The organism is Allotamlana fucoidanivorans (genome assembly GCF_045788535.1).
GTDB lineage: Bacteria > Bacteroidota > Bacteroidia > Flavobacteriales > Flavobacteriaceae > Allotamlana > Allotamlana fucoidanivorans.
In genome coordinates this window covers 3,021,582-3,040,441 of record NZ_CP074074.1, presented here as the reverse complement: position 1 = coordinate 3,040,441, position 18,860 = coordinate 3,021,582, and the positions used below count along the sequence as shown (strand labels likewise).

Annotated in this window: 7 protein-coding genes; 6 read left to right on the top strand and 1 reads right to left on the bottom strand. The window is 39.4% G+C overall.

The window, feature by feature from the left end; translation table 11 throughout:
• The first annotated feature begins 294 nt into the window (after positions 1 to 294).
• From KFZ70_RS12865 to KFZ70_RS12840, 6 genes are read left to right on the top strand one after another with little or no spacing between them, the layout of a single operon-like run.
• The gene (locus KFZ70_RS12865; RefSeq protein ID WP_407515571.1) at positions 295 to 2,517 is read left to right on the top strand and encodes a PKD domain-containing protein; all 2,223 of its coding nucleotides are present in this window, start codon (positions 295 to 297) and stop codon (positions 2,515 to 2,517) included.
• Positions 2,502 to 3,596, top strand: a complete 1,095-nt coding sequence (locus KFZ70_RS12860; RefSeq protein WP_407515569.1) for a hypothetical protein — start codon at positions 2,502 to 2,504, stop codon at positions 3,594 to 3,596. Before KFZ70_RS12865 ends, KFZ70_RS12860 begins: the two co-directional genes overlap by 16 nt.
• Positions 3,581 to 12,979 carry a gliding motility-associated C-terminal domain-containing protein gene (locus KFZ70_RS12855; RefSeq protein ID WP_407515567.1) on the top strand — a complete coding sequence of 3,133 codons (9,399 nt, stop codon included), beginning with the start codon at positions 3,581 to 3,583 and terminating at the stop codon, positions 12,977 to 12,979. Before KFZ70_RS12860 ends, KFZ70_RS12855 begins: the two co-directional genes overlap by 16 nt.
• A gap of 11 nt (positions 12,980 to 12,990) precedes the next feature.
• On the top strand, positions 12,991 to 13,917 hold the full coding sequence (locus tag KFZ70_RS12850; protein ID WP_139698716.1) for a type IX secretion system membrane protein PorP/SprF: 927 nt from the start codon (positions 12,991 to 12,993) through the stop codon (positions 13,915 to 13,917).
• 12 nt (positions 13,918 to 13,929) lie between these two features.
• Entirely contained in the window at positions 13,930 to 15,849 is a 1,920-nt protein-coding gene (locus KFZ70_RS12845) for an OmpA family protein (RefSeq protein WP_139698717.1), read from the top strand.
• A 44-nt stretch (positions 15,850 to 15,893) separates the two neighbouring features.
• On the top strand, positions 15,894 to 17,816 hold the full coding sequence (locus tag KFZ70_RS12840; RefSeq protein ID WP_139698718.1) for an OmpA family protein: 1,923 nt from the start codon (positions 15,894 to 15,896) through the stop codon (positions 17,814 to 17,816).
• Between the two features lie 465 nt (positions 17,817 to 18,281).
• On the opposite strand, the gene KFZ70_RS12835 is transcribed toward KFZ70_RS12840, so the two are convergent.
• Positions 18,282 to 18,779 (bottom strand): CAP domain-containing protein, encoded by a 498-nt coding sequence (locus tag KFZ70_RS12835; RefSeq protein WP_139698719.1) that lies wholly within the window; start codon positions 18,777 to 18,779, stop codon positions 18,282 to 18,284.
• Positions 18,780 to 18,860 lie beyond the last annotated feature (81 nt).

Here is an 18,860-nt window from a genome sequence, read left to right as displayed (position 1 = left end):
AAGAGAGAACTCTAATAACCTGACTCTTAATCGAGTTTATAAGCTATTTAACATTTTTTTTTGAAGAAAAATAACCTTATGAGTTCATTTGTTATACCTACAATTTAAAAAGTTTAAAATTATGACCCCAAATCTAATGACATCTTTCAATGGTCCGTTGGCTCCCAACGGAATAAAGTTTTCAGTTTTTCCCTTACAAACTATTACTTATTGTTAATAACATTAGAGGCTACTAAGTGACTAATATTAGTTCTTAGTGTCAACTATATTATAAAGTTTCTAACCTTTAGGCTTATGAAAACAATTACCCTAAATCTAACTCCGAAAGCAACTATACAAATAAAACAAGTTTTGTTTGTAATTGTTTTTCTTTTTTTGAGTATTTCTCAAGCACATGCTGATTGTACTGTAAACTCATCAACAGATTTAAATAATGATGGAGAAATAACAGGACAAGAACTCGTTACTTGGATTGGAAATACTGGTTGTACAGGTACTATAACTATCCCTAATGGAATAGATATAATTTTATATTCTACTACCATAATACCTAATACTATTAACCGTATAATTATTCAAGATGGGGCTCATATTTTATGGGATCAAAATAACGTTGACTTAATTTTAGCCGAGAATACTGCCATAGTCATTGAAGATACTGCTGATACAGATGACCAAACAGGCGCTATTGGTTCTACGGGAAACAATTGTAGTAACACCAAAAGATTAATTATTGGTGCTATTGAATACTCTGCTTGTAGTGGAGTCGGAAATGTATGTGTTACTTTTTCTGAAGTTATTGAACAAGGAGGAACTATTCAATTAGATCCTGATTTTGATGTAATTAGTGGTACAGGAAATGAAGTTTGTAATGAACCCTTAGATATTGAAATTGAACTGAATGGTTTTGTTGATGGCATCCCAACCTATAGTTGGGAACAAATTTCTGGTCCTGGAACTATAACATTTTCGCCCGATGACTCAGCTATTACAACGATTACTGCTAGTGTACCTGGGGACTATATTTTAAGAATCAATGTAAGAGTACCTTTAAGTCAAGATTGCTTAAACACCTATGTTGATGTTTATTCTGATATCCCTATTACTTTTAGAGATGGTGTTACAGCATCCACGTTATCAACCTCACCTGGAGCTGGTGGTTCGTGTAATCTACTGGTAGATTTTACCAGTAATACTAGTAACGGAGGACCTAACACTACATATTTGTGGGATTTTGGCGATGGTGGTAATACCAGTACAGAAGCAAACCCAAGCCATTTGTACGCAACAGGAGGAACTTACACAGTAACCTTGACTGTTACAGACCCAGACGGGATTTCACCCTGCAATATTAGTTCCGCATCAGAACAATTAGTTATAAGTGATACCCCTCCTTCAATAACAGGCTCTGTAATCACAACTATTGAAGGCTGTTCTGCTAGTGATGCTCCAATAGCAGAAACAACTGTTGCAGCTTTAGAAGCTTTAGGCTTTATAATTAGTGATGACGCAACTAACAACGTTAATTTAATTGTTAGTAGTTCAGATAATGTATCTGGAACATGCCCAATTGTAATATCTAGAACATACACTATAGAAGACGATTGTGGTAACCAGTCACAAGCCACACAAATTATAAATGTAGATGATGATACCCCGCCTACCATATCGGGAACTATTGCTGAGTCTACCGTGGAAGGATGTCTAGCTACTGATGCCACAGCACCAGTTAACACCGTAGCCGCTCTTGAAGCCCTCGGACTTTCTATTGCGGATGCCTGTACCAATGATACTGATTTAATAGTAACTAGCTCTGATAGTGCCTCTGGTACCTGTCCTATTGTCGTTACCAGAACTTATACCATTACCGATGCCTGTGGGAATGCAGAAACTTATGACCAAATCATAAATGTAGATGATGATACCCCGCCTACCATATCGGGAACTATTGCTGAGTCTACCGTGGAAGGATGTCTAGCTACTGATGCCACAGCGCCAGTTAACACCGTAGCCGCTCTTGAAGCCCTCGGACTTTCTATTGCGGATGCCTGTACCAATGATACTGATTTAATAGTAACTAGCTCTGATAGTGCCTCTGGTACCTGTCCTATTGTCGTTACCAGAACTTATACCATTACCGATGCCTGTGGGAATGCAGAAACTTATGACCAAATCATAAATGTAGATGATGATACCCCGCCTACCATATCGGGAACTATTGCTGAGTCTACCGTGGAAGGATGTCTAGCTACTGATGCCACAGCACCAGTTAACACCGTAGCCGCTCTTGAAGCCCTCGGACTTTCTATTGCGGATGCCTGTACCAATGATACTGATTTAATAGTAACTAGCTCTGATAGTGCCTCTGGTACCTGTCCTATTGTCGTTACCAGAACTTATACCATTACCGATGCCTGTGGGAATGCAGAAACTTATGACCAAATCATAAATGTAGATGATGATACCCCGCCTACCATATCGGAACTATTGCTGAGTCTACCGTGGAAGGATGTCTAGCTACTGATGCCACAGCGCCAGTTAACACCGTAGCCGCTCTTGAAGCCCTCGGACTTTCTATTGCGGATGCCTGTACCAATGATACTGATTTAATAGTAACTAGCTCTGATAGTGCCTCTGGTACCTGTCCTATTGTCGTTACCAGAACTTATACCATTACCGATGCCTGTGGGAATGCAGAAACTTATGACCAAATCATAAATGTAGATGATGATACCCCGCCTACCATATCGGGAACTATTGCTGAGTCTACCGTGGAAGGATGTCTAGCTACTGATGCCATAGCACCAGTTAACACCGTAGCCGCTCTTGAAGCCCTCGGACTTTCTATTGCAGATGCCTGTACCAATGATACTGATTTAATAGTAACTAGCTCTGATAGTGCCTCTGGTACCTGTCCTATTGTCGTTACCAGAACTTATACCATTACCGATGCCTGTGGGAATGCAGAAACTTATGACCAAATCATAAATGTAGATGATGATACCCCGCCTACCATATCGGGAACTATTGCTGAGTCTACCGTGGAAGGATGTCTAGCTACTGATGCCACAGCGCCAGTTAACACCGTAGCCGCTCTTGAAGCCCTCGGACTTTCTATTGCGGATGCCTGTACCAATGATACTGATTTAATAGTAACTAGCTCTGATAGTGCCTCTGGTACCTGTCCTATTGTCGTTACCAGAACTTATACCATTACCGATGCCTGTGGGAATGCAGAAACTTATGACCAAATCATAAATGTAGATGATGATACCCCGCCTACCATATCGGGAACTATTGCTGAGTCTACCGTGGAAGGATGTCTAGCTACTGATGCCACAGCGCCAGTTAACACCGTAGCCGCTCTTGAAGCCCTCGGACTTTCTATTGCGGATGCCTGTACCAATGATACTGATTTAATAGTAACTAGCTCTGATAGTGCCTCTGGTACCTGTCCTATTGTCGTTACCAGAACTTATACCATTACCGATGCCTGTGGGAATGCAGAAACTTATGACCAAATCATAAATGTAGATGATGATACCCGCCTACCATATCGGGAACTATTGCTGAGTCTACCGTGGAAGGATGTCTAGCTACTGATGCCACAGCGCCAGTTAACACCGTAGCCGCTCTTGAAGCCCTCGGACTTTCTATTGCGGATGCCTGTACCAATGATACTGATTTAATAGTAACTAGCTCTGATAGTGCCTCTGGTACCTGTCCTATTGTCGTTACCAGAACTTATACCATTACCGATGCCTGTGGGAATGCAGAAACTTATGACCAAATCATAAATGTAGATGATGATACCCCGCCTACCATATCGGGAACTATTGCTGAGTCTACCGTGGAAGGATGTCTAGCTACTGATGCCACAGCGCCAGTTAACACCGTAGCCGCTCTTGAAGCCCTCGGACTTTCTATTGCGGATGCCTGTACCAATGATACTGATTTAATAGTAACTAGCTCTGATAGTGCCTCTGGTACCTGTCCTATTGTCGTTACCAGAACTTATACCATTACCGATGCCTGTGGGAATGCAGAAACTTATGACCAAATCATAAATGTAGATGATGATACCCCGCCTACCATATCGGGAACTATTGCTGAGTCTACCGTGGAAGGATGTCTAGCTACTGATGCCACAGCGCCAGTTAACACCGTAGCCGCTCTTGAAGCCCTCGGACTTTCTATTGCGGATGCCTGTACCAATGATACTGATTTAATAGTAACTAGCTCTGATAGTGCCTCTGGTACCTGTCCTATTGTCGTTACCAGAACTTATACCATTACCGATGCCTGTGGGAATGCAGAAACTTATGACCAAATCATAAATGTAGATGATGATACCCCGCCTACCATATCGGGAACTATTGCTGAGTCTACCGTGGAAGGATGTCTAGCTACTGATGCCACAGCGCCAGTTAACACCGTAGCCGCTCTTGAAGCCCTCGGACTTTCTATTGCGGATGCCTGTACCAATGATACTGATTTAATAGTAACTAGCTCTGATAGTGCCTCTGGTACCTGTCCTATTGTCGTTACCAGAACTTATACCATTACCGATGCCTGTGGGAATGCAGAAACTTATGACCAAATCATAAATGTAGATGATGATACCCCGCCTACCATATCGGGAACTATTGCTGAGTCTACCGTGGAAGGATGTCTAGCTACTGATGCCACAGCGCCAGTTAACACCGTAGCCGCTCTTGAAGCCCTCGGACTTTCTATTGCGGATGCCTGTACCAATGATACTGATTTAATAGTAACTAGCTCTGATAGTGCCTCTGGTACCTGTCCTATTGTCGTTACCAGAACTTATACCATTACCGATGCCTGTGGGAATGCAGAAACTTATGACCAAATCATAAATGTAGATGATGATACCCCGCCTACCATATCGGGAACTATTGCTGAGTCTACCGTGGAAGGATGTCTAGCTACTGATGCCACAGCGCCAGTTAACACCGTAGCCGCTCTTGAAGCCCTCGGACTTTCTATTGCGGATGCCTGTACCAATGATACTGATTTAATAGTAACTAGCTCTGATAGTGCCTCTGGTACCTGTCCTATTGTCGTTACCAGAACTTATACCATTACCGATGCCTGTGGGAATGCAGAAACTTATGACCAAATCATAAATGTAGATGATGATACCCCGCCTACCATATCGGGAACTATTGCTGAGTCTACCGTGGAAGGATGTCTAGCTACTGATGCCACAGCGCCAGTTAACACCGTAGCCGCTCTTGAAGCCCTCGGACTTTCTATTGCGGATGCCTGTACCAATGATACTGATTTAATAGTAACTAGCTCTGATAGTGCCTCTGGTACCTGTCCTATTGTCGTTACCAGAACTTATACCATTACCGATGCCTGTGGGAATGCAGAAACTTATGACCAAATTATAAATGTGGAATCTCCTCCAGTAACATATGATGCCCCTAGTAATGATACAGCTGAAGCCTGTGAGTTTGATAATGCGGATCCTACTGCTGCTCAAAATGCACTGGATGCTGATATTGCAGCTTGGGTAACTAATCAAACAGCTATTATAAATAACAGTTTAGCGGGGGGATGTTCACCGAGCGTATCACATGATTTTACCAATCAGTCTATCGACTTCTGTACGGGAGGTACGGTAACTATTACCTGGACGGTAGAAGATATCTGTGGCTCTACTAATCCTACTGCTACATATACCCTAACACAACCGCAAGTAGTAAGCTATGATGCGCCTAGCGATGATAGTGCTATTGCTGCTGAATTTGATGATCCTAATCCTGCTACAGCACAAGCCAACCTAGATGCTGATATCGCGGCTTGGGTAACGACGCAAACTAATAGTATTAATAGCAGTTTAGCGGGTGGGTGTTCACCTAACGTATCACATAATTTTGTAGATCAGTCTATTTCTTTTTGTGCGTCTGGTTCTATAACTATTACGTGGACAGTGGAAGATATCTGTGGGACTACTAATCCAACAGCTACCTATACATTCACTCAGCCTGATGGTATTAATTTCACACCGCCATCAAACGACAATGCTGATGCCTGTGAGTTTGATAATGCGGATCCTACTGCAGCTCAAAATGCACTGGATGCTGATATTGCAGCTTGGGTAGCGGCCCAAACTACCATTATCAATAATAGTTTAACAGGTGGATCTCCAACTGTATCTCATAACTTTACTAATCAGTCTATTGACTTCTGTACGGGAGGTACGGTAACAATTACTTGGACTATTGATGATATTTGTGAAACTTTTACTCCTCAAGCTACATATACCCTAACACAACCGCAAGCAGTAAGCTATACTAGTCCTTCTGATGATAGTGCGGATGCCTGTGAGTTTGATAATGCGGATCCTACTGCAGCTCAAAATGCACTGGATGCTGATATCGCAGCTTGGGTAACGGCACAAACTAATAGTATTAATAGCAGTTTAGCGGGGGGATGTTCACCGAGCGTATCACATGATTTTACCAATCAGTCTATCGACTTCTGTACGGGAGGTACGGTAACTATTACCTGGACGGTAGAAGATATCTGTGGCTCTACTAATCCTACTGCTACATATACCCTAACACAACCGCAAACAGTAAGCTATACTAGTCCTTCTGATGATAGTGCGGATGCCTGTGAGTTTGATAATGCGGATCCTACTGCAGCTCAAAATGCACTGGATGCTGATATCACAGCTTGGGTAACTAATCAAACAGCTATTATAAATAACAGTTTAGCGGGTGGATGTTCACCGAGCGTATCACATGATTTTACCAATCAGTCTATCGACTTCTGTACGGGAGGTACGGTAACCATTACCTGGACTATTGATGATATTTGTGAAACTTTTACTCCTCAAGCTACCTATACCTTAACACAACCTCAAGTAGTAAGCTATACTAGTCCTTCTGATGATAGTGCGGATGCCTGTGAGTTTGATAATGCGGATCCTACTGCAGCTCAAAATGCACTGGATGCTGATATCGCAGCTTGGGTAACTAATCAAACAGCTATTATAAATAACAGTTTAGCGGGGGGGTGTTCACCGAGCGTATCGCATGATTTTACCAATCAGTCTATCGACTTCTGTACGGGAGGTACGGTAACTATTACCTGGACGGTAGAAGATATCTGTGGCTCTACTAATCCTACTGCTACATATACCCTAACACAACCGCAAGCAGTAAGCTATACTAGTCCTTCTGATGATAGTGCGGATGCCTGTGAGTTTGATAATGCGGATCCTACTGCAGCTCAAAATGCACTGGATGCTGATATCGCAGCTTGGGTAACGGCACAAACTAATAGTATTAATAGCAGTTTAGCGGGGGGATGTTCACCGAGCGTATCGCATGATTTTACCAATCAGTCTATTGACTTCTGTACGGGAGGTACGGTAACTATTACCTGGACGGTAGAAGATATCTGTGGCTCTACTAATCCTACTGCTACCTATACCCTAACACAACCGCAAGTAGTAAGCTATACTAGTCCTTCTGATGATACAGCTGATGCCTGTGAGTTTGATAATGCGGATCCTACTGCAGCTCAAAATGCACTGGATGCTGATATCGTAGCTTGGGTAACTAATCAAACAGCTATTATAAATAACAGTTTAGCGGGGGGATGTTCACCGAGCGTATCACATGATTTTACCAATCAGTCTATCGACTTCTGTACGGGAGGTACGGTAACTATTACCTGGACGGTAGAAGATATCTGTGGCTCTACTAATCCTACTGCTACATATACCCTAACACAACCGCAAGTAGTAAGCTATGATGCGCCTAGCGATGATAGTGCTATTGCTGCTGAATTTGATGATCCTAATCCTGCTACAGCACAAGCCAACCTAGATGCTGATATCGCGGCTTGGGTAACGACGCAAACTAATAGTATTAATAGCAGTTTAGCGGGTGGGTGTTCACCTAACGTATCACATAATTTTGTAGATCAGTCTATTTCTTTTTGTGCGTCTGGTTCTATAACTATTACGTGGACAGTGGAAGATATCTGTGGGACTACTAATCCAACAGCTACCTATACATTCACTCAGCCTGATGGTATTAATTTCACACCGCCATCAAACGACAATGCTGATGCCTGTGAGTTTGATAATGCGGATCCTACTGCAGCTCAAAATGCACTGGATGCTGATATTGCAGCTTGGGTAGCGGCCCAAACTACCATTATCAATAATAGTTTAACAGGTGGATCTCCAACTGTATCTCATAACTTTACTAATCAGTCTATCGACTTCTGTACGGGAGGTACGGTAACCATTACCTGGACTATTGATGATATTTGTGAAACTTTTACTCCTCAAGCTACCTATACCTTAACACAACCTCAAGTAGTAAGCTATACTAGTCCTTCTGATGATACAGCTGATGCCTGTGAGTTTGATAATGCGGATCCTACTGCAGCTCAAAATGCACTGGATGCTGATATCGCAGCTTGGGTAACGGCACAAACTAATAGTATTAATAGCAGTTTAGCGGGGGGATGTTCACCGAGCGTATCGCATGATTTTACCAATCAGTCTATCGACTTCTGTACGGGAGGTACGGTAACTATTACCTGGACGGTAGAAGATATCTGTGGCTCTACTAATCCTACTGCTACCTATACCCTAACACAACCTCAAGTAGTAAGCTATACTAGTCCTTCTGATGATACAGCTGATGCCTGTGAGTTTGATAATGCGGATCCTACTGCAGCTCAAAATGCACTGGATGCTGATATCGCAGCTTGGGTAACGGCACAAACTAATAGTATTAATAGCAGTTTAGCGGGGGGATGTTCACCGAGCGTATCGCATGATTTTACCAATCAGTCTATCGACTTCTGTACGGGAGGTACGGTAACCATTACCTGGACGGTAGAAGATATCTGTGGCTCTACTAATCCTACTGCTACATATACCCTAACACAACCGCAAGCAGTAAGCTATGATGCGCCTAGCGATGATAGTGCGGATGCCTGTGAGTTTGATAATGCGGATCCTACTGCTGCTCAAAATGCACTGGATGCTGATATCGCAGCTTGGGTAACTAATCAAACAGCTATTATAAATAACAGTTTAGCGGGGGGGTGTTCACCGAGCGTATCGCATGATTTTACCAATCAGTCTATCGACTTCTGTACGGGAGGTACGGTAACTATTACCTGGACGGTAGAAGATATCTGTGGCTCTACTAATCCTACTGCTACATATACCCTAACACAACCGCAAGCAGTAAGCTATACTAGTCCTTCTGATGATAGTGCGGATGCCTGTGAGTTTGATAATGCGGATCCTACTGCAGCTCAAAATGCACTGGATGCTGATATCGCAGCTTGGGTAACGGCACAAACTAATAGTATTAATAGCAGTTTAGCGGGGGGATGTTCACCGAGCGTATCGCATGATTTTACCAATCAGTCTATTGACTTCTGTACGGGAGGTACGGTAACTATTACCTGGACGGTAGAAGATATCTGTGGCTCTACTAATCCTACTGCTACCTATACCCTAACACAACCGCAAGTAGTAAGCTATACTAGTCCTTCTGATGATACAGCTGATGCCTGTGAGTTTGATAATGCGGATCCTACTGCAGCTCAAAATGCACTGGATGCTGATATTGCAGCTTGGGTAACTAATCAAACAGCTATTATAAATAACAGTTTAACAGGGGGATGTTCACCGAGCGTATCGCATGATTTTACCAATCAGTCTATTGACTTCTGTACGGGAGGTACGGTAACCATTACCTGGACGGTAGAAGATATCTGTGGCTCTACTAATCCTACTGCTACATATACCCTAACACAACCGCAAGCAGTAAGCTATGATGCGCCTAGCGATGATAGTGCTATTGCTGCTGAATTTGATGATCCTAATCCTGCTACAGCACAAGCCAACCTAGATGCTGATATCGCGGCTTGGGTAACGACGCAAACTAATAGTATTAATAGCAGTTTAGCGGGTGGGTGTTCACCTAACGTATCACATAATTTTGTAGATCAGTCTATTTCTTTTTGTGCGTCTGGTTCTATAACTATTACGTGGACAGTGGAAGATATCTGTGGGACTACTAATCCAACAGCTACCTATACATTCACTCAGCCTGATGGTATTAATTTCACACCGCCATCAAACGACAATGCTGATGCCTGTGAGTTTGATAATGCGGATCCTACTGCAGCTCAAAATGCACTGGATGCTGATATTGCAGCTTGGGTAGCGGCCCAAACTACCATTATCAATAATAGTTTAACAGGTGGATCTCCAACTGTATCTCATAACTTTACTAATCAGTCTATTGACTTCTGTACGGGAGGTACGGTAACCATTACCTGGACTATTGATGATATTTGTGAAACTTTTACTCCTCAAGCTACCTATACCTTAACACAACCTCAAGTAGTAAGCTATACTAGTCCTTCTGATGATACAGCTGATGCCTGTGAGTTTGATAATGCGGATCCTACTGCAGCTCAAAATGCACTGGATGCTGATATCGCAGCTTGGGTAACGGCACAAACTAATAGTATTAATAGCAGTTTAGCGGGGGGATGTTCACCGAGCGTATCGCATGATTTTACCAATCAGTCTATCGACTTCTGTACGGGAGGTACGGTAACTATTACCTGGACGGTAGAAGATATCTGTGGCTCTACTAATCCTACTGCTACCTATACCCTAACACAACCGCAAGCAGTAAGCTATACTAGTCCTTCTGATGATAGTGCGGATGCCTGTGAGTTTGATAATGCGGATCCTACTGCTGCTCAAAATGCACTGGATGCTGATATCGCAGCTTGGGTAACGGCACAAACTAATAGTATTAATAACAGTTTAGCGGGGGGATGTTCACCGAGCGTATCGCATGATTTTACCAATCAGTCTATCGACTTCTGTACGGGAGGTACGGTAACTATTACCTGGACGGTAGAAGATATCTGTGGCTCTACTAATCCTACTGCTACATATACCCTAACACAACCGCAAGTAGTAAGCTATGATGCGCCTAGCGATGATAGTGCGGATGCCTGTGAGTTTGATAATGCGGATCCTACTGCTGCTCAAAATGCACTGGATGCTGATATCGCAGCTTGGGTAACGGCACAAACTAATAGTATTAATAACAGTTTAGCGGGGGGATGTTCACCGAGCGTATCGCATGATTTTACCAATCAGTCTATCGACTTCTGTACGGGAGGTACGGTAACAATTACTTGGACTATTGATGATATTTGTGAAACTTTTACTCCTCAAGCTACATATACCCTAACACAACCGCAAGCAGTAAGCTATACTAGTCCTTCTGATGATAGTGCGGATGCCTGTGAGTTTGATAATGCGGATCCTACTGCAGCTCAAAATGCACTGGATGCTGATATCGCAGCTTGGGTAACGGCACAAACTAATAGTATTAATAGCAGTTTAGCGGGGGGATGTTCACCGAGCGTATCGCATGATTTTACCAATCAGTCTATTGACTTCTGTACGGGAGGTACGGTAACCATTACCTGGACGGTAGAAGATATCTGTGGCTCTACTAATCCTACTGCTACCTATACCCTAACACAACCGCAAGCAGTAAGCTATACTAGTCCTTCTGATGATACAGCTGATGCCTGTGAGTTTGATGATCAAGTAGGCGTTGACCAAGCATTCCTTAATTGGGTAAATACTCAATCAACCAATATTAATTTAGGTGGTGGTTGTTCTCCAGAATTAACAAATAATAGTGCTTCTGTATCTATTCCTGAATTATGTGTGGGTGGAACAGTTACCGTAACATGGACCATCGATGATGTTTGCGAAACCATTCAGGTTAGTGCCAATTTTACTTTGACACCAGTTCAAGGTACTAAATTCGACCAAACTACTTTACCTGCAGATGTAACAGTAGAATGTGATGCCATTCCAACTTCGGAAACACTAACAGCATCAAATTCTTGTGGTAATGTATCCGTTACATTTAATGAAACAAAAATTGATGGAAGCTGTCCTTCAAACTACTTAATAGAGCGTACATGGATGGCAACCGATAAGTGTGATAATACTGTTAGCCATAAACAAATCATAACCATTCAAGATACAACGGCACCAGTGCCAACAACTACGTTTGAAGGTATGATAAACGTAATTTGTACAGACATCCCTGAAATACCAAATTTAGAGTTCGTTGATAATTGTTCTTCAAACGTTACAGTAGTGTTTAATGAAACAAACTCATTTAATGAAAATGAACCTACAGATTATGAAATTGTAAGAACATGGTCCGTTAAAGATGACTGTGACAACTCTAAGGATTATGTACAAATCATCTCAGTGACCTTAAGTGAAGTGGTTACTGAAGAATTTGCTGAAAGTAGATGTTTTGAAGATGGTATTGTAGAATTGAACGACTATTTACCACGAAATCTAAATAGAAATGGTACTTGGACGCTTTTAGAAGGAAATCTAAACGCTCTTTTAGATGGAAGTGTTTTCAACCCTACAAAGCTTAAAATTGGTGAAGACTTTTTACCAAGTGATGGCGGAATTGATTATAAGTTTGCCTATACTACAACAGATGCAGGTTGTATTAGTGTTACAGAATACAATTTAAATATACATGCCGATTGTGTGGTGCTTCCATGTGGTGAAAATGATATTGTAATTTCAAAAGCGGTTACTCCTAACGGTGATCGTGTAAACGACACCTTTGATATCACAGGAATTGACTTATGTGGATTTGTTGCTGAAGTTAAAATATTTAACCGTTGGGGGGCTTTAGTTTATGAATCAGACAATTATACCTTGGGAAGCACAGAAACTTCTGGAATTTCGGGTGACTGGGATGGCTCTGCTCCAAAATCGGCCATCGGAAATGCTGGAAAATTACCTAACGGAACGTATTATTATATCATTAACTTGAAAGATAGTGGATTAAGTCCTTTAACAGGCCCTGTTTACCTAGGAACCAAATAAACCATTAACCTATGAAACGTACTAAACATTATATAATCGCTATTGCATTGTTTAGCTGTGCTATTGGATTTACACAACAGCTACCACAGTTTACTCAATACATGTACAACACGATTGCCATAAACCCTGCTTACGCAGGAAGTAGGGAAGCTTTAAGTATTATCGGGTTACACAGAAGCCAATGGGTTGGTTTTAAAGGTGGGCCAATTACACAAACACTATCTATTCATACACCGCTTAGAAATGATAGAATAGGTTTAGGTTTATCTTTTATTGAAGATGATTTAGGGCCACAAAACTTCACATATCTCTATGCTGATTTTTCATATGGCATTCCTGTAGGTAAAGAAGGAAAACTAGCTTTTGGTATCAAAGGAGGCTTTACTCAATTTAGTTTTGATTCAGATTTTAGGTTGGATCCAGGCAATATTGACGACCCTTTAATTTATGGTACTGAAGACAGGTGGACGCCCAATGTAGGTTTAGGGGCTTACTATACTACTAATAGGTTTTACCTAGGATTATCGACTCCAAGAGTGTTAAACAATGACTTACATAACAAGAATGGTTATGAAGCCCTAGAACGTATTAGTTACTATTTCACAGGAGGCGTTGTAGTCGATTTAAGTGAGAAAGTAAAATTTAAACCTGCATTTTTAATAAAGGCTACCAATGGCGCCCCAATGTCATATGATATAACGGCCAACTTTTTATTCAACGAGAAATTCTGGCTTGGTGGTTCATACAGAATTAATGAGCAAACGGCTGCTGTTGGTGGTATTGTTGATTTTCAGATTTCAAGACAATTGCGAATTGGATATGCTTACGAAAAACCAATTTCAGATATTGCCAGATACACAACAGGTACACATGAAATTTTACTTATTTATGAGTTCAAATTTATGAATTCAAAACTCAAGTCTCCTAGATACTTTTAATCCCAATCTGTCATGAACAAAAAGAACTACATTTTCATTTGTTTAGCTCTTTTCCTAAGTGTGTCTCTATTTGGGCAACAAGGAAAACAGAAAAGAGCAGATACCTTATTCAATAAATTTTCTTTTGTAAAAGCTTCAAAGGTATATAGAGAACTTATTGAGAATAATTACAATAAAGATTACGCTACCAGAAAATTAGCAGATTGTTATGCCCTTATGCGTGACCCCAAAAATGCTGCGAGATATTATAAAAGCGTGGTTAAACAAGAAAAAGTTCCTATTGAATATTACTATAAATATGCGCAATCACTACGCGGTATAAAAAAATATGAGGAATCTCAAGAATGGCTAGAACGATTTAAAGATTCTGGTGGGGTGGTAAATACCAATGACTTTTCAAAAGACATCAACTTTATTAGCAGTGTATTTAGTTCAAAGCAACAATATTTTCTTGACCGTGTACGATTTAATTCAAAATATAGTGATTTTGGTGCTTTTGAGCATAATGGCAAAGTGTATTTTGCATCTTCGCGTGATGAAGGCGTTTCGGTTAAACGACTGTACGGTTGGAATGAGCAACCTTTTCTTGATATCTATGTTACTGATGTAAACAACAAAACAAATGTTGATCACACCAATAAAGTTATTGGAGATGTAAATTCCATTCTTCACGATGGTCCAGCCACCATTACAAAAGATGGTAAAACCATGTATTTCTCAAGAAATAACTTTAATAAGAATACCGAAATTAAAGATAAAAAAGGGCTAACCAACATGAAAATTTATCGTGCTACATGGGTAGATGATAAATGGACAAATATTGAAGATTTACCTATTAATGGCGATGAATTTTCTACTCAACATGCCGCTCTTAATAAAGATGAAAACAAACTCTATTTTGCCTCTGATAGACCTGGAGGCTATGGAGGGTCTGATATTTGGGTGGTTGATATACATTCAGATGGTTCTTTAATCAATTTAAGAAATCTGGGGAATGTGGTTAATACAGAAAATGCAGAAGGCTTTCCTTTTATAAATAACGAAGATGTTTTATTCTTTTCTTCTGATGGGCATACCGGTTTAGGCTTACTGGATATTTTCACTACTATAAAAGGAGAAAATGAAAAAAACATTGTAGATGTTATAAACTTAGGGGTTCCTGTTAATTCTAATAAAGATGACTTTGCATTTACCATGAATCCCAATGGCATTACAGGCTATTTTGCTTCAAACAGAACTGGAGGAAAAGGTAGTGATGATATCTATGCCTATCATAGAGTTCCATTATTAAATGTAGAAGGCGTGGTAACCGATGCCATTAATACTAAACCTATACCTCATGCAAAAATTACACTATTTGATGAGAATAATCAACAAATTGCCTATGTAGAAACGGATGAAGATGGTTATTACGAAATAAATATTGATAGAGATAAGGATTATAAAATTGTAGCTAATCAAGATAAATATATTGAAGATTATAGAATGTTTACTTCAAAAAACATTCAAATTGAACTAACTACAATAACAGCTAATCTGCTATTAAACCCAATTCAAAATGTAGTCAAACTGGCTGAATTAAATACCATTTACTTCGATTTTGATAAACATAACATTCGAAAAGATGCAGCAATTGAATTGGATAAGATTGTTGATTTAATGCAAAACACCTACCCTGAAATGGTAATACGTATTGAATCGCATACCGATTCTAGAGGAGAATTAACATATAATGACAGACTATCTATAGACAGAGCAAATGCTACCTATGAATACTTAATTTCAAAGGGTATTGATCCCTCAAGAATAACCGAACATCAAGGTTTTGGTGAACGACGATTAACCAATGGTTGTCAAGATGGCACCAATTGCGAAGAGGAAGCTCACCAATTAAACAGGCGTACGCAATTCATTGTTATTAAAATGGAATAACAATCAATGTAAGTTTGATGGTTTTAACTAAAAAAAGAGCACAAATGAAAATTAAGAATTACACACTTACTGTTATAGTTTTATTACTTAACATAGTTTCTATGGCTCAAAGTGGTAAACAAAAACGTGCCGATAATCTTTTTAATAAGTTCGCTTTTTATGACGCTAAAGAAGTTTATAAAGAACTCATTAATAAAAACTATAATGTTGACTATGCCACAAGGCGTCTTGGAGATTGCTATGCTTATATGAGAATGCCTGATAGTGCTGTAATATATTATCAAAAAGCTATAGAACAAAAAAATGTTCCTACTGAATATTATTACTATTATGCCCAAGCTTTAAGGGGCACTGAAAATTATAAAGCATCTCGCACATGGTTAAAGCGCTATAAAAAATCTGGAGGGAAAATTAATAAACAAAAGTTCCTAAAAGATTCAGATTTTATTAATTCCATATTCAATACTAAGCAACACTATTTTTTGAACAATGCTATTCAATTTAATTCTGAATTTAGTGATTTTGGTGCTATTGAAAATAACGGTCTTATTTATTTTGCTTCATCACGAGATCAAGGTGTTTTAAGAAAACATATTTACGGATGGAATAATGAGCCATTTTTAGATGTTTACGTCACCGAAAAAAGTAAAAATGATAGTGTTGTTAACCATAAATCAAAATTAAAAGGCAAAGTAAACTCAGCATTTCATGATGGTCCTGTCACTTTGACAAAAGATGGTAACACCATGTACTTTTCTAGAACAGCTTTTCTAAAAAATGTGTTAAGTAAAAATAATGCCGGTGTTTCAAATTTAAAAATTTATAAGGCTAGTCTAATTGATGGAAAATGGACAAATATTGAGGAACTCCCCTTTAATAGCAACTATTATTCCAATGGGCATCCTGCATTAAATGAAGATGAATCAAAGCTATATTTTGCTTCAGACAGGCCTAACGGTTACGGCGGATCAGACATTTACTATGTTGATATTCTCGCCGATAATTCATACGGAACACCTCAAAACGTTGGGTATATAGTAAATACAGATAAAGACGAGCTATTTCCTTTTATTAATAACGAAGGAGTTCTGTTCTTCTCTTCTGATGGTCACCCTGGTTTAGGATTGCTCGATGTGTTTGGAACAGTTAAAGACAAGGAAGGGCAACTAGTTAGTGCTTTAAACTTAGGCATTCCTGTAAATTCAAGTAAAGATGATTTTTCATTTTTTATGAGCACCGATGGTCTATCTGGTTACTTTGCGTCTAACAGAAAAGGCGGAATAGGCAGTGATGATATTTATGCTTTTGACAGAATACCTCCATTAATAATTGAAGGCCATATTCAAGATGAACTCAATAATTTACCTATAGAAGATGCTCAAGTTGTTTTATTTGATAATGAAGGAAATGAAATAGTGTCCTTAAAAACAGATGAAGATGGCTATTATCAAGTAAATATTGATCGAAATTCAGAATACAAGCTCAATGCTTCACATCCAAAGTATGAACAGAATTTCTTGAACATTACTTCCAAAAACTTAGAAAATTCGGTAAAAAGTATAAAAGGAGATATTAAACTGTCGCCCATTCCCGATGTACCTGTTCTTGCTGATTTAGGTATCATTTATTTCGATTTTGACCAATCAAATATAAGACCAGACGCTGCTTTAGAACTAGATAAGGTCGTTGATCTCATGGTAAATACATATCCTGAAATGGTTATTAGAATTGAATCGCATACCGATTCAAGAGGTTCATTAGAATACAATGATGAGTTATCTGGAAAAAGAGCTTATTCTACTTATTATTATTTAGTATCAAAAGGTATTGATGCTTCAAGAATCATTGAATATAAAGGGGTTGGAGAGCGTCAATTGACTAATAGTTGTAATGGAACCATCAATTGCACCGAAGCTGAACATCAACTTAATAGACGTACCGAGTTTATTATTATCAAAATGAAATAACCAACACTATTTACTATAAAACATCTTAAGCGTATTTAATCTTTATGACTTAAATACGTTTTTTTTAATGTCTGTTTTACTTACATCAGTCATTCTCCATCTGTTTGCTAAAGGATCGTGGAGGGTTTGAGCAACTAGCTTACTAAAAATGTAACGACCCAGAGATAAATCCGTAGGATTTTGCGAGTAGGCAAGAGCAAAGTAATTTTTTACATGGTATTGCCGTGTTGTTATTAATTTATTTTGGTTAGTTCAGTTATTGAATCCGACAGTTTTATTTTTTCAGTATTGTCAGTTGAAATAAATGGAATTCTATGAACCATTCCAAATTCAAATTCCACGATCAGCATTTGAGTCAATTGCATAGTCTCACCCGTGATATTTTTGAACTTCATAAGATTTATTGAGTTCATTCAATTCGGTCAAATCCCTTAAGAAAAATTTTAAATGCTATTTACAACACATTTATATTGAAATAAATATATTGGTAAAATACCACCTTCCATCTTCATTCTTTTCAGCAGAGATATCAAAATTTGTAAAATCTCCTTCAAGATTAATGCGGTGCGCCTCACTCTCAATCCATGCGTCAACCACACCCTCTGCCGTACTAAACCCATACGCCACATTTTCAGATACTTTTTGTGCGCCTGCATTAGATTTCAAATAGTCGCTTCGCACATAAAAATTATCATGAGAAACTGTGTTCTTTTCAACCATATAATCTGTATGGCTATTGGCTACAGATTTAATAATATCCATATCACTTAATGGATTTAAACCTTTTGAAAGGCGGTAATCGTTAATCAAGTTTAAAATTTCAATTTCAATAGATTTGGTTGAAGCCGCAGTTAATTTTAATTCTAGAGCATCAACTTCATCTTCAATACTATCTGTTGAACAAGAAAAAAGTGTCATACTCATGACAAGAACCAAAAGCGTCATCTTACGGAATAACTTCATGGCTAGGTAAATTTGGGTTTGGTCTTTTAAATTTACCTAGTAGAAGTTCTATTGGCTGTTAATAAAATGTTAAAACCGATT